General features: G+C 46.4%; 7 protein-coding genes. 2 read left to right on the plus strand and 5 right to left on the minus strand.

Features of this window, described 5'->3' with window-relative positions:
• Positions 1 to 76 precede the first annotated feature (76 nt).
• The 3 genes from JGK14_RS09645 to JGK14_RS09655 form a co-directional block, all read right to left on the minus strand.
• A complete protein-coding gene (locus JGK14_RS09645) occupies positions 77 to 4,636 on the minus strand; it encodes a response regulator (protein WP_293196916.1) in 4,560 nt (1,519 codons plus the stop codon).
• A 246-nt stretch (positions 4,637 to 4,882) separates the two neighbouring features.
• Positions 4,883 to 5,140, minus strand: coding sequence for a hypothetical protein (locus JGK14_RS09650; protein ID WP_293205959.1), 258 nt, complete (start codon positions 5,138 to 5,140; stop codon positions 4,883 to 4,885).
• A gap of 340 nt (positions 5,141 to 5,480) precedes the next feature.
• On the minus strand, positions 5,481 to 8,582 hold the full coding sequence (locus JGK14_RS09655; RefSeq protein WP_293179058.1) for an MFS transporter: 3,102 nt from the start codon (positions 8,580 to 8,582) through the stop codon (positions 5,481 to 5,483).
• A 440-nt stretch (positions 8,583 to 9,022) separates the two neighbouring features.
• Between JGK14_RS09655 and JGK14_RS09660 the strand changes: the two genes are divergently transcribed.
• On the plus strand, positions 9,023 to 10,396 hold the full coding sequence (locus tag JGK14_RS09660) for an NAD(P)/FAD-dependent oxidoreductase (protein ID WP_325315009.1): 1,374 nt from the start codon (positions 9,023 to 9,025) through the stop codon (positions 10,394 to 10,396).
• 16 nt (positions 10,397 to 10,412) lie between these two features.
• On the opposite strand, the gene JGK14_RS09665 is transcribed toward JGK14_RS09660, so the two are convergent.
• Positions 10,413 to 11,267: a glycerol acyltransferase gene (locus JGK14_RS09665; protein ID WP_293205957.1), complete on the minus strand. Its 855-nt coding sequence runs from the start codon at positions 11,265 to 11,267 to the stop codon at positions 10,413 to 10,415.
• A gap of 207 nt (positions 11,268 to 11,474) precedes the next feature.
• On the minus strand, positions 11,475 to 12,827 hold the full coding sequence (locus JGK14_RS09670) for an NB-ARC domain-containing protein (protein ID WP_325315010.1): 1,353 nt from the start codon (positions 12,825 to 12,827) through the stop codon (positions 11,475 to 11,477).
• Positions 12,828 to 13,230: 403 nt separating this feature from the next.
• Between JGK14_RS09670 and JGK14_RS09675 the strand changes: the two genes are divergently transcribed.
• Positions 13,231 to 14,349, plus strand: a complete 1,119-nt coding sequence (locus JGK14_RS09675; RefSeq protein ID WP_293196919.1) for a GTPase domain-containing protein — start codon at positions 13,231 to 13,233, stop codon at positions 14,347 to 14,349.
• Positions 14,350 to 14,373 lie beyond the last annotated feature (24 nt).

Below are 14,373 nucleotides of genomic sequence, written 5' to 3' on the forward strand. Positions count from 1 at the left end.
GAAGCACAACAACGTACCTCATCATGTTTATCGCGTGGATTTGCCCGATTCAGGTTAATTATTATTCTGTGACTGTCTAGCTGTATTCCCGTTCTATTTTCAAGGCCGTTTCGACTCTTTGATACTCGGCCTCAACCTGTTCTAAAAGCCCGGATTCCATCCCAGATAAAGGCTTATTTGCCTCTGTCCCCATCCGGCCCATGATTTCGAGTTCCTCGCACAACTCAAACAAGTGAAAAGCACCGAGAGTACCGCTAATTGATTTCAAGGAGTGAGCAGTTCGCCGCAAAGCTAGCGGATCGGCGTTGCACAGAGCCACGGAGATGCCTTGCAGCAGTTCGGGGGCTGTTTCGAGGTAAAGGTCGATCGCCTCTTCCAAAGCTTCGACATCTCGCAGTCCCTCTATAATCTTGGCACTCAGACAATCGCCGTTTTGTGACAAAGCCCGATCGACATTTGATGCACCCCACCTGACGGCGGAGGACGAATTGGGCATAGTCACTTGTTGATTTTCCCCAACAGCAGCATTCGTTAGCGCAGCCCTCGAAGAGGATCGCACTTCTAATTCACTTGTTCCTACTGTCGGTTCAATCTGCGAGCTCACACAAAAAATCGGCTGCGGGCAATCGAATTCCCCATTTGAGCGAGATTTACACGCGCTCAAAGCTCGCACCAACTCCTCAATGGCGATCGGCTTACTCAAATAGTCGTCCATCCCCGCAGCCATGCACTCTTCGCGATCGCCCTGCATCGCATTTGCCGTCATCGCCACAATCCAAGGCCTCGTCCATTTTAGATTTTGCATTTTGGATTTTGGATTGTTAGATTGCTCATCACTAAATTCGGGATTGGGGATTTTGGATTTTGGATTGTTAGATTGCTCATCACTAAATTCGGGATTTTCGATTTGGGATTTTCCATTGTTAAATTCCTCCTCACTTATTGAAACTTCTGATTCTTCCCTGGCATTTTCTAAGTTCAAAGCCGCTGAAAATCCCTCCCGGATGCGACGGGTAGCTTCCAAACCGTCCATTTCCGGCATTTGCACGTCCATCAGCACAACATCGTAAGGCTGGCGGTGCAAAGCTTCGAGCACTTCGATACCATTTCCTGCCACATCCGCCCGATACCCCATCCGCTGCAAAATTTGCAAAGCCACCTTCTGATTCACCAAATGATCGTCAGCCAACAGAATCCGCAGCGGCAAATTCTCGGCCAGCACGGGTATGCTTTGCAATAAAGGCCCGCTGGTTCGCTGCACTCTAATTTCAGCAGTCTGTTTCCCAAAAATATTGATTAAAACATTGTAAAGCTGAGATTGTTTGATCGGCTTGTTCAAAAAGGCAGCAAAATCCACCTCAATCGTAGGGGTGTTAATTTCTTGTCTGCCGATCGAAGTTAGCATCACTAACGGCAACTTTTGGCACTCGGGATACAGGCGAATTTCCGCAGCTAAAGCCAACCCGTCCATTTGTGGCATTTGCATATCCAAAATTGCCAAGTCAAACACCTCTTTAGCCGCGATCCAATCTAAAGCCAAACGAGCCGAAGCTGAAGCCCTAGGCACCATTCCCCAAGACTGAGCTTGGAGAGTCAAAATTTGGCGGTTGGTTGCATTGTCATCGACAATTAAGACTCGCTTCCCAGTTAATTCAGGTTGAGTAGTGCTCAAATTAACTGGTAAGGAACTGTTGCAGCCTGAAACGATCGTGCTGAAATAAAAAGTAGAGCCTGCGGATTTGGGATTTTGGTCGATCGGCTCGCTGCTGAGTAAAGATTTGCTAGAGCCATATTTTTCGGCAATTTCGCAAGATTCTTCACCTGCGATCTCAAAAACTGCCACTTTAAAATCTCCCGGAGGATTGCCAGCCAGACAACCCATACTTTGCACCCACATCCTGCCGCCCATCATTTCGGCTAAACGCTTGCTAATTGCTAAGCCCAATCCCGTACCGCCGTACTGCCTGCTCGTTGAAGAATCAACCTGGCTGAAAGATTTAAACAACCGATCCATGCGATCGCACGGAATGCCGATACCAGTATCTTTAACCGCAAATTGTATTTCGTATACTTTGTGAATTGCTCGTGGTTCGCCATTAATTGCTGGCAGTTCTTGAGCGCCGATCGTGGACACTGCAAGCTTTTTGGCAGTCACCGAAACCACCACTTCTCCCCTTTCAGTAAATTTAACAGCATTGCTGAGCAAGTTGATTAAAATTTGCCTCAAGCGGGCACTGTCACCGATCGCCGTTGGTGGTACGGAGCGATCGATCAAGTAACCCAATTCCAGTTTTTTTTGTGCCGCCTTAGCAGCTACCAAATCGAGAGATTCCTCAATGCAAGTGCGGATGTCAAACGGATGTTCCTCCAAGTCCAATTTGCCCGACTCAATTTTCGAGAAATCCAGAATATCGTTGATCAGCGTCAGCAAAGCATCGCCACTGCTGCGGATAGTTTCTACAAAATCGCGCTGTTCCCGACTTAAGTGGGTATCCAGCAGCAAACCTGTCATGCCGATGACTCCATTCATCGGAGTGCGAATTTCGTGGCTCATGGTGGCTAAAAATTCGCTTTTGGCTTTCGTAGCTGCCAGTGCTTCGTCGCGAGCTTTTGCCAAATCTACGCCTGTTTGCTGGCGTTCTAGTTCGCTGCCCACCCACTGAGCCATCAGTTTCACCAACTCTCTATCTACAGCTCGGAACGGTTCTGTCAGAGGAGTCGGAGCAAAGAAGCATAGAGTGCCGTAAACTTCACCTGCCACCGTGACGGCAGTGCCCATGTAAGCTTCGATGTTGAAGGCAGGATTGGGAGTATTGAAACACAAACCCGAAAACCTCACCGACTCAAAGTACATCGGTTCTTTTGCCATTGCTGTAGCTACGCAAAAGGTTTTTTCCAGATCGTAGATTTGTGATTTGACGATCGACTCATCGGGACATTCAACAGCAATTATTTGATAGTTGTCGCCTTGAATGTGCGACAAAATTCCCACGGAAAGGCCTAAATGCCGGCATCCCATTGCCAGCAGTTCTTCGAGGCGCAAATCAAAGGTAGAAAGGCGGCCCTGCGGGTCTGTACGGGGAGCAGAAGTCACTTGGTACAAAGCTTTAATTGCAGCTTCGCTTTCTCGCAGTTCTTGTTCTGTTTGCTTGCGTACGCTAATGTCGCGCGAAACGCCGATAATTTCTTGCACTCCACCGGTTTCGGGATCGCGGATCGTGCGGCTGGTGGTTTCAAACCAAATGTATTTGCCGTCTTTGTGGCGGATGCGGTAGCTGACGGTGTAAGTAACTGGCAGCGCCAGGACTTTCGAGTGAGCTTTGGCGACGGTTTCTAAATCGTCGGGGTGAAAATAATCGTTGGGAAGGCGCCCAATCAGTTCCGAAGGTTCGTATCCCAGCAAAGCGTGGCTGGCGGGCGAGACGTAGATAAACACGCCTTTGGGGTCGTGTCTGGTAATCATGTCGGTTGAGTTTTCGGCGATCAACCGATAGCGGTATTCGCTCTCCTTGCGTTCGACTTGAGAATTGCCCAATGCTTCTAACATTTGGTTGATGGTGTCGGCCAAGCTGGCGAGTTCATCGCCTCCTGGCATTATTTGAACGCGCAAGTCTGGATCGCCGTTGGCTGCGATGTTGCTGACGCTAGTGCTCAAGTCGGCCAATCTCGCCAAGACTAAGTTTTCTAACAACAGCATGGCGATCGCGCTAAATATTAAACCTACTGCCAATATCGAGAAAGTAAAGAGTTCTAGGGTAGCCTGACCTTGCCTAGAGATTACTCGGTCTACTTCTACTCGCAGCAGCAGCGCTAGCTTGCCCCGGATGTCCCGAATCAGGGCGTATCCTGCGACTACGCTGTCGCTGAGCGGCTCGATTAAAATTTCTACTGATTTGAGGTTGGAAATTTTGAGTTTGAGATTGTCCAAATCCTGCCTGGAGCGAGCCAGCACCTTAGCACCTTGTCCGGAGTAGTTCGTGGCTCCCACTTTAAAATCTAAACTCGGCAATCTAAAATCCACTGACAGGTGAGTCAGTTCCGAAAGCAAACCAATTTCGGTGTTGTCGAGGTAGCGTGCCAGGATCAGCGTCCCCCGCGGCGGGCCTTGAGCGTTGCTGTTGACGATCGGTTTTGAGGCTATCAGCAGCGTGGCTTCTGGCAGGGTGACGACGCCTGTTTTGGCGGGGTACCCCTCCTCAGAACTTGTCTGGGACTCGATCAGCGCCTCGGTCAAGTGCTGTTGCAAGCTTGCCGGAATTGGGATTTCGGTTTTGGATTTCAGGTCAAAACCTTTGCTGAAGATGGTCTTACCGTCGGAGTCCAGCAGCACCAATAAGTTTAATCTCAAGTAAACAAATGTCGAATTTACAAAATTTGACTTGACAAATTCTTGGTTCCGTGTATCGACAAAAGAGTACGTATCATCCCACTCGGCGTAATCTTGAGCGCTGGTGTCTAAATTCGACAAGTCATCATCTAAGGCATCCAAAGCCCGCGCGACATCCTGGCGGACGTACTGTGCCTCCAGGTTGTTAAAATCGTGCAGCAAAATGGTTGATGCAGTGGCATAGAGAACCACAATCAGGCTGATCAGAGCTGCACCGATAATTAATAGTGTTTTTTTTCGGAGTTGCATGGCGTCGGCCTCCTCACGGTGTTACTAAGCAAGTAGCCTGGGGAGGTTGGAGACGTAGGTTGTTTAGCATTGGCGATCGAGCCTGGCCTGCGTGTTTTGACTGTTGTGGGCTCATTTGCAAAAGCCCTCGGTATTTCCAAGGTATCGGGTATCTAGCCCCCCACAGTCAGTGTAGTATTTTCACATCTTTAGTTCCCTTCATTATGCACAACCGATCGCCTGCGAGTCATGAGCTAACCGCGATTTTCAAAAGAAACGGGCGATCGCGCCACGAAAAAACTTCGCGTTTGATACTCGCCCCGCCCAGGGCGGGGTGCCGGTGGCGGTTGACACAACAGGCGTGCTGGATTGAGAACCGCTTTTGATTCGCCCGATCGCAATTCTGTTTTGCTTTACGGTTCGATCGTTCGGAATGCAAGTCCTTCTTCTGGAGGACTTGCATTCCGAACGATCGAACCAGTTGTATAATAGTGAATCGAGGCGACACGAACTTACCAGAAACACCTCACCGCCCTTGAGAATCCTGATAACAATTTTGTTTTGCTTTACGGTTCGTAGTGAGGACTTTAGTCCTTCCTAAATGCGGACTAAAGTCCTCACTACAAACCTGTTTTACAATGGTGAATCGATTTGCTTTACGGTTCGTAGTGAGGACTTTAGTCCTTCTTGAATGCGGACTAAAGTCCTCACTACGAACCTGTTTTACAATGGTGAATCGAGGCGAAATGCTCTTAAGCAGAAATACCTCACCGCTTTTAAGAAGGTCGATAAAAATAGTGCCTGATGTGAGTTTCTACTAACATCAGGCACTATTAGAAATCCGAGCGCACAAATTGACTCTTGTTTATCGGATAACAGCTAAAGCACCAGCACCCGCAGCCGCAGCCGCCGAGGTAAGAGCCGTGAAAAACAGCCACCAAGAGGCAACTTCCGCTGCTTTCCGAGTTTCTTCAGCTTGTTTTTCAGCTTGCAATCTGATGTTTTCGAGGCGAAGCTGCGCTTCTTGCTGCAAGCGTTCTGCTCTTTGCAAGACGCTGTTGCGGCTTCTTTCGATTTGGTCGATCAAACGGTTCGCATCTGCTTCAGAAATGTCCTCGCGCGAACTAATTAAAGCCACTAAAGTATCGCGGTTGAAATGACCGAGGCGATCGCGCAAAGCATCAAATCCGGCTTGCGGATCGTCAAATAACTTCCGCACATCCCGCGTGATACCTTCATAATTGAGTTCCGGGCGATCGAGCGAATTGAGGTAATCCCGAACTTTTCCGAGAATTCCGTCAATTACCGATTGAATGCCCTCCTGAATTTTCTGGATTTGCAGTGCGAATTGGTCGCGCACCGACAAAATTTGATCGACAATCCGAGCAGCTTCTGCTTCCGAAATATCCGGGCGCTGAGACAGCAGAGAAATCATAGTCGCTCGATCGATATGCGACAGTCGTTCGCCCAAGCTGTAAGCGCCGACTTTTGGATCGTGTAGCAGCAGTTGCAAGTCCCGCTTGATGGCTTCGGGATTTAATTCATCCTTGCCCGTATTTCGCAAATAATCCTCTAAAATGCTCTGAAAATCCTGGACTTGAGTTTGCACCCGCTTCGCCAAACGGCGCGGCGCTTTCACGATCGATCCTAGAGTTTCCTGCACTTGGTCGATAATTTGATTGACTTGTTCCTCGGTCAAATCTTCTCTCTGAGAAAGCAGCTTGACCAAAGTATCGCGATCGACCTGAGATAGCCTTCCGCGCAGCGCTAAAGCCCCTTCCTTGGGATTTTCCATCAATTTGGTCAAATCCCGCTTAATCCCTTCAGGATTGAGTTCTTCCTTGCCAGTCTTCCGCAGGTAATCTGCCAGGGCGGTAGTAGTTTGGTCGTACTGATCCTTGGCTTTTTCAGCCAACTTTTGCGGTGCTTCCAGCGCGCTGTGCCAAGTTTCTTCGGCACTGTCGAGAAGCTGGTTTACTTGGTCTTCGCTGAGGTCTTTGCGCTGAGATAGCAATTTTACCAAAGTTTCGCGATCGAACCGAGAAGCTCTAGCTCTGAGCGCCCACATTCCCGCTTCCGGGTTGTCCAGCAGCGTTTTGAAATCGCGCTTGAGCCCTTCGGGATTGAGTTCTTCTTTGCCCGTAGACTTCAAGTATTCTTGTACTTTTTGCCACTGATTGTCTAGTCGGACTTGCGCTGCTTCTTGCAGACCTTTAGCATCTGCTAAAACTACATCTCGCGTCCTTTCCAACTCTTTAACAATCTGGTCTACTTCCTGGAAGCCGAAGTTTTCGCGGCCTCTGAGAATTTGCACGAAACTATCGCTGGTGAAAGGAGAAAGCCGATCGCGCAACTGTTCGTAAGTAACATCAGAATCCTCTAAGATTTTCTTAAAATCGCTCCCGATACCTGCTGCTGTCAGTTCTGCTTTCGGCGTCAGCTTCAAATAAGTTTCCACGCGCCACTGCAAATCGCGAGCTTTTTCTTGCTCCTCGGCAAAGATCGCAGTTTGTAAAACTCGCTGTCTGATTCCTTCTAATTCCTGGGAAATTTCTTTAATTTTGTCTTGGGTAAAAACGCCTCGACTTGCCAGGATTTCCGCAAACTTGGACTGATTTAGTTTTTCCAATTCGTGGCGCACAGTTCCCGGATCTGCCGTTGGATCGTAGAGCACGTCACGAAATTCGCGCTCGATCGCGGTAGGGTTCATCTGCCACGAATAAGTGTTGAGCAAGTAGTTTTCTACGTCAGCACGAATTGGGCTGTAAGTTTCTGGTTCGCCTTTGACTTGAGCGGTAATTTTATCAGCTTGTTGGCTAACTTTGTCCTTAGCTGTTTTAAGCTGACCCATTACTTTTTCGACATCTAAGTCGGAAATATCCGTGCGACCCAAAACTACTCCCATTAAAGCATTAACTGCCATTGACGTTGCTTGGGACATCATTGTGGAGTTTTGTCCAGAATTTTGCCCGCCCAGATTGCCGAGAACTTTTTCTACCCTACTTGTCAGCGTATCTGAGAGCAAATCTCCCGATTTTGCTGATTTGAGATAATCTATCAATTGGGCGATGCCGTCTGATTTTTGGTCTGGTTTTCCTACTTGTTTCCAAGCATCTTGGAGTTGGTCTACAATCCGGTTGACATCGCGTTTTGACCAGGACGATCGCGAACTGACTAAATCTACGAGAGTTTGTCGATCGAGATTCGGCAAATTTTCGCCCGCAATGCTTTTGAGTTGCGGATCGTTGAGCAATTTTTCAAACTCGCTACGCATCGCTTTGATGTCTAATTCCGGCGGTTTGAGGGCTTGGATGTAGTCTTCGACGTTTTCCCGCAAGCTTGTAGGGTCGATCGCGCTACCGAGTTCGTGGCCCACCGCTGCTGCTGCTGCTTTCGCCGTGGCGACTACTTGATTGCTAGCTGCTTTGGCGCCGAGGGCTGCGGCTGCGGTGCCGAAAATAGCTTGAACGCCAGATGTTGCGGTGTTAACCACGGAACCGATCAGGGAACCGACGGTGGTGGAGCTCACCCAGACGAGGAGTGAGAAATAGGCCGCCCACACGACTAAACCGACGATCGCACCTAAACCAGGACTGCTAATCAAACTAAGCTTAACTGCTAGCAAGCAAGCGAAGAATAGGGCGACAGTGACGGTGATTAGAGTCCAAGTACCGACTTTGCGGCCGATGTGGCGGACGGGACTACTGCTATCAGATTTGTGTCCATCGTCGTGGGATTGTCCGATGTAGGAAAGGCCTGCGGCTACTGATAAATTTGTCAGCAAGAGTTGGAAAGCGCAGGCGAGCACGACTCCAGATATTAATGCAATAAAAAATTGCGGCCCGGAATAGAGGAGTGCTGCGTCTTCTACTCTGCTTGTTGTTGTTGTAGTCTGTTCTACAGGCACTTGGGCCAGCCAGAACCCGATGTTATACAGTTGTGGATTTATTGGCAAATTTTGATACATAGTATATTCCTCGTTAAAGGGTGGGTGCGCGCGTTCATTGGCGCGACTTGACCAATGTATAGTGTTAAACTCATGCCCCCAATGGCAAGCATCGCTTTATTGACGAGCTAAAGCATCCCCCTACAGTCGGAAGTGTATAAATATGTCTGCGGCCTGCTGTTGATTCAGGGATAATTGTGCTATGTCAGTTTTCTGTCCGTTGTCAAATAGACTTTGTTTAACGAACCGCAGAGGACGCAGAGAACGCTGAGGAAGAGAAGAGAGAGAAAAAAATTGTGAGTCGTAGGGTGCGGATACATCAAAAATCCCTAAATAAATATCGACAATCCGATCGCGACGCACCTATTTAATCGCTTGTAGACTGTAAACAAACGCCACACTTGTTTGGTCGAAAACTTTGTAAACATGGTATTAGTTATTAACCTTCAAAAAAATTGATTATGCAGCGAGAAAGTCACGCGATTATTATGGGCGGGAGTTTAGCAGGACTGTTGGCCGCTAGAGTATTAGCGAAACACTTCGATCGCGTAAGTATTGTTGAACGAGATTTTTTTCCCGAACAAGCTGCGCCTCGCCCCGGTATTCCTCAATCCCGACACCTGCACATCCTTTTGACTCGTGGAAAAATCATCTTAGAACAGTTGTTTGCCGGCTTAGAAAACGAACTGATAGCTGCGGGTGCTCCGAGGTTAGATCCGAAGTCGATCGCCTGGTTTAGTCCGGCTGGTTGGGCGACACATTTTACCCCCGATCCAGATGATTTAATTATGTTCAGTCGGGATTTACTCGATCGCCAAATTCGCCACCGCTTGACTGAAAATACGAACGTGCATTTCCTGGAAGGAGGGACTGTAACGGGGTTGCTGGCGAATACTCAGGGCACGGCGATTGCTGGTGTGTCGGTGCGTTTTTGCGATCGCCAAAACCCAGGTAACATTAATGAAGAGAATTTGAATGCAGATTTAGTAGTCGATGCTAGCGGCAAAGTTTCTCAAACGCCTAAATGGTTGAAAAAACTCGGCTATGAACCGCCACCTGAAACGGTTATCAATGCTTTTGTCGGCTATGCGACGCGCATCTATGAATGCAGCGGTAAATTGTCAGATACAGCGCCTGTATTTGTGTCAACTGCACCGCCATTTCGCACTCGCGGCGGTGCAATTTTCCCGATCGAGGGGAATCGCTGGCTGGTGACTCTCGGTGGGGGCGATCGCGATTATCCGCCCGCAGACGCAGCAGGTTTTGTAGAATTTGCGCGCAGTCTGCCAACTCCGATGATTTATGATGCGATTAAAGATGCAAAGGCGATCGCACCTGTGTATAGTTATCGAGGTACAGAAAACCGTTTGCGCCACTACGAACGCCTCTCCCATTATCCTGAAAATTTGGTAATTGTCGGCCATGCAGTTTGCGCTTTCAACCCTGTTTACGGCCAAGGAATGACGGTTGCTGGATTGGATGCTCAGATGCTGGATGAATGTCTGCAAAAACAGCGGCAGCGCTATCCTGAAGGCGATTTAACAGGCTTTGGGCGACATTTTCAACAAAAACTCGCAAAATTACATACTATTCCTTGGACGTTTGCTATCAGCCAGGATTCGCGCTATCGGGGAAGTGAGGGTGCGAAACCAAACCTGGCTACGCGACTGACAATTAATTACATGGATCTGGTGTTAAAAGCGTTGACTACAGATGCGAAAGTTTGTCAAGTTTTTTTGGAAGTTCTGCACATGATTGAGCCGCCGACTGTACTTTTTCATCCCGGGATTGCGTTAAAGGCGATCGGGCAATTAGTCACCAGTCGGCCGAATTAATAAACTTGTGCAATGCTCAATTGCCAATCAAACAATCTAATTCCCGTTGCATTTGAGTTGTAACTAGATCGAAACAAGCATCGACATAATCGCGATCGCCCGCAGCTTCCTTACCGTACCTCTCAAATACAATTGGTTCGCACACGCGAGTCCGAATTTGCACGGGAAAAGGCAGATTTGGCAAAGGCCCAATACTCAATCCCCAAGGCAATCCCAAATACACCGGAAACACGACCGGATCGATGCCCAACAACCACGGCATCCCCAATTCATGCAATTGCTTAACTTCTTCGTACAAATCTGCCAAAACTATTAAAGTATCGTGGGCACCGTGGGATATAATTGGTACAATTGGCACTTCTTCTCGCAATGCTAACTTAATAAATCCCTTGCGTCCGGCAAAGTAGATTTTATTGCGTAAGTGATAGGGACGAAAAGTATCTTCGGCACCACCAGGATAGACTAGAACCGGGGCATTTTTTCGCAAAGCTGCGATCGCCATTTTTGGATGCGCTTTGATCGCGCCACACCGCACCGCCATGCTAGCAATATCAGCAGAAACTTCCCAAACCGTCGGGTGCATCAATCCGTAGGCCAAGCGTTCAGTGCCGTATCTGTGGAACCATTCGTATAGGAACATAAACATATCAGGAGCGGCGATTCCCCCGTTGTGAGAGCCGACAACGAGCATTTTTCCGCGTGCGGGGACGTGGTGCCAGCCGTCGCTTTGGACGCGAAAATAGTAGCGGTACAGCCATTCCCAGAGTGGCAGCATTAGTTTTATGAAGTCGGGATTGCGATCGTCCAAAGATAATCCGTCAAAGCGAGATGTTTGGCTGTTGTTTCTGGGGCTGGATGCAGAATATTTCATTGATTGGTGCTTAAGTGCGATCGGCGGGAAAAAAGTATTGTTTTAGTATTGCAAATTCTGGCGAATTGACATATACTTTATTTATAATGGGAATTGGCGCATTAAAAATAAAAAACTCACTATTTCCATTATTCTATATACATTCTCATAGTACAGCAAAAGACCGAGAAAAGTCAACACCAGATCAGGCAATTTTTAACAGTTAAATCATAATTCTTGGACATACTGCCTCAAGACAGGTGGCAAAGTATAAAAACTTCCTGTTTTGTCAATGAAGCAACGCCGCGATAAAGATTGCAGGGCATTGAGCAAATCTGGCGATCGCACAGTGCCATATTCGAGTAATTTTGCCAGGTTAACTGGTTCACTTTCCCGACAAAACAAACAGAGGACTTGTTTTTCTATTTCCGATAAGCGACTAAACTGCTGCTGTAAAACATCTTTCAAATCTTCGGGCAACAAAATGGTATCATTTAACAATAACTCAGTCGCGCCAATTCCCAACTCTTGCATCAAAGTCGCCACGCTTTTTAACCATAACGGATTGCCTTGGTAGCGGTGAATGAGTGTTTCGCAGTTCTCGATTTCTGCTAATCCTTTATCTCTGAGTATTTCCCGCGCGGCCGCACTGTCTAAGCCTGTGAGTTGTAAAATACGAATGGGAGTATTTTCGCTGGTGAGTTGAGGAACTTCTTTGGGTGGTTCCCAACCGACTAGCAGGAAGCAACTTTGATGGGATAATTTTTCTATTTGTTTAAATAAAGAGCGATATTCTTCGTATCCTGGTTTATATTTTCCTGCTAATTCGCCGCTGCTGAACAAATTGTGAACGTCATCTAAGACTACTAAACACCGATGTTTTTGTAAATATTTAATTAGGGATAATACTTTCTGGTTGGTTGTCGGTGAATCTTGCTTTTGGGACTGCGATAAAAACTGGATTAAGTTGGCTTCAAATTCACCGAGGGTGGGGGATGTGTCGAGATTGCACCAAATGACGCATTCAAATTCGTCTTTTATTTGTTGTACGAGTTGTATTGCTAGGGATGTTTTGCCGATGCCGAGTCCGCCGGTGATGGTTATGAGGCGACTGTTTTGTTGTAGAATCGAGGTTGTGAGGGTTTTGAGTTCGGAAGTGCGATCGTAGAAAGCACCTAATTCCGGCATCTCGCTTAACTCTTGATGCGATGTTTCTTGATTTTGTGGGTGTGAGTTTGGTATGTTTGGCGGGTGTCTAGCTTCTCCACAAATGTTAAAGATACCAATCCCTACAACATCTTTTGCAAAATTGGAGACATTTGAAACTTGCCACCTCTCCATTGCCGATCGAAAATTCTTTTTATTAACATCTTCCCCTAAGTCTTCTGAAAGTATCTGCCATAATTCCGATCCGATTTCCCTGATGCGACTTTCAGAACAGTCAAAATCCTTCGCTATTTGCTTGTATGTCTCACGTTGTAGAGTTCCTTGCAATACTGCTGCTTGTAAATCGTCAAGGTGCTGACCCGTTTTAGCAAATACTATATCATCTGCGAGTTTTAACACTTCTTTAAGATCCATCTGGTCACGGAGTGTGATGTTTTATGTATTGTAGCTCACATTTCCAGCTTTTTGGTACATTTTCATACAGTTTCGTATAAAACCAGATTAAATAAAGTGAAAGTAGGTAAAATAATGGCGGCAAAATAGAACATTTTTTGGATAGGCAAATTCGTTATTTCTAAGGAATAATGAGGAAATTATCAAGGTGTTTCTGGCTATTTGCTAAATCTACTGATGCCTCATGACAAGTGAAATCGCCTCAAACGGATTCCCAACCGGAGTCAAGAAAAGCTGAAAAATCCAGGGTAAGCTCATCGGATTTGTATAACTTGCAATACACAAAGTGGCCCGAGTAAGCATAGGACGTATAGCGCTCAATTTCCTTAACAGCCAACACACCTACAAACGCAATCTTCGACATATGCAAAATTTTAGAAATACGGAATCCACAAAGCAATTGATTAAAAAGTTAAGAGAGGGGTTAAAAATAGCTTTTGTTGGAGAAGTTAATAGTGGCAAGTCTTCTACAGTCAATGCTATTCGGGGCGAAGAAGTTGCAGAGGTATCTATCATCACGGGATCTACAGTAACTGATGATCCATACGAAGTACCCACATTGTCTAAAGCTGTGAAAATTATTGATACGCCTGGACTGAGAGCACCAGGAACAGATGTAAGTTTCTACAGGGGAGCAGATTTAGTTGTTTATTTCGTTAATGCTGCATCTGGCTGGACTGCGAGTAATAAGACAGATTTTTTTATATTAAAACAAATATATGCCTCTCACATCGTTATAGCCATCTCTAAAATAGACACAGTTCCCCCAAGAGAGGACTGGTTAAAGATAAAGCATCAAATCGAAAGAGATTTAGGTCATTCCTCTCCAAAAATTTTAGGAATTTGCAGTCTGGTGGCACAAGAAATTGGAATTGAAGAATTAAAAGAGGCTATTGCCAGAGGACTTGAAGATTCTCAGAAAGCTTTTTTGTTCAATCTAATTCTTAGAAGTAAATCAAAAGACTGTGCAAGTGTTATTCGTGAAACAATGATAAAAGTAACTTCTCTTGCAGCTTCAGGAATTCCAATCCATGAAATACCGAAGTTTGATGAAGAAATTATACAAATGATCCACAAAATAATTCTAGCTTGCAAATCTATCAGCAACTTGACTAAAGAAGATATTGAAGACGCTGAATTGCAAGCAAAAAATTTTTATAGTGAGTTTCATCAAGAATTCGGCTGGAAATTTGAATTTATTAAATGGGGAACTGGCATATCAAAACTTGTAGCGGGATTTTCTGGAACTACTGTATCGCTGGGTTTTGGAACTGCTGCTGGCTATGCTGCTGGAGTTGTTCTACAAACGCTGTGCTATGTAATTTGTGCTGGAATGATAGGATATAGAGCTAAAAAGCTTTATGTTGATAATGTTAGGGTTTCAATACATGAGCTAGAAAATTTTGCAAAGAAAATGGTTAAAGGGCTCATCTCTAAGAGAAATTTGGAAAACTTTATTCGACGCTTTACTACGGAAATATAGTGGCATCGCCCCTCTCCCGTCAGT

Source organism: Microcoleus sp. PH2017_28_MFU_U_A (assembly GCF_020738035.1).
In the GTDB taxonomy this organism is placed as follows: Bacteria; Cyanobacteriota; Cyanobacteriia; order Cyanobacteriales; family Microcoleaceae; genus Microcoleus.

Coding starts and splice junctions, on each gene's coding strand:
- JGK14_RS09645 (WP_293196916.1), bottom strand. CDS start 4,636: ATGCAACTCCGAAAAAAAACACTATTAATTATCGGTGCAGCTCTGATC.
- JGK14_RS09655 (WP_293179058.1), bottom strand. CDS start 8,582: ATGTATCAAAATTTGCCAATAAATCCACAACTGTATAACATCGGGTTC.
- JGK14_RS09660 (WP_325315009.1), top strand. CDS start 9,023: ATGCAGCGAGAAAGTCACGCGATTATTATGGGCGGGAGTTTAGCAGGA.
- JGK14_RS09665 (WP_293205957.1), bottom strand. CDS start 11,267: ATGAAATATTCTGCATCCAGCCCCAGAAACAACAGCCAAACATCTCGC.
- JGK14_RS09670 (WP_325315010.1), bottom strand. CDS start 12,827: ATGGATCTTAAAGAAGTGTTAAAACTCGCAGATGATATAGTATTTGCT.
- JGK14_RS09675 (WP_293196919.1), top strand. CDS start 13,231: ATGCAAAATTTTAGAAATACGGAATCCACAAAGCAATTGATTAAAAAG.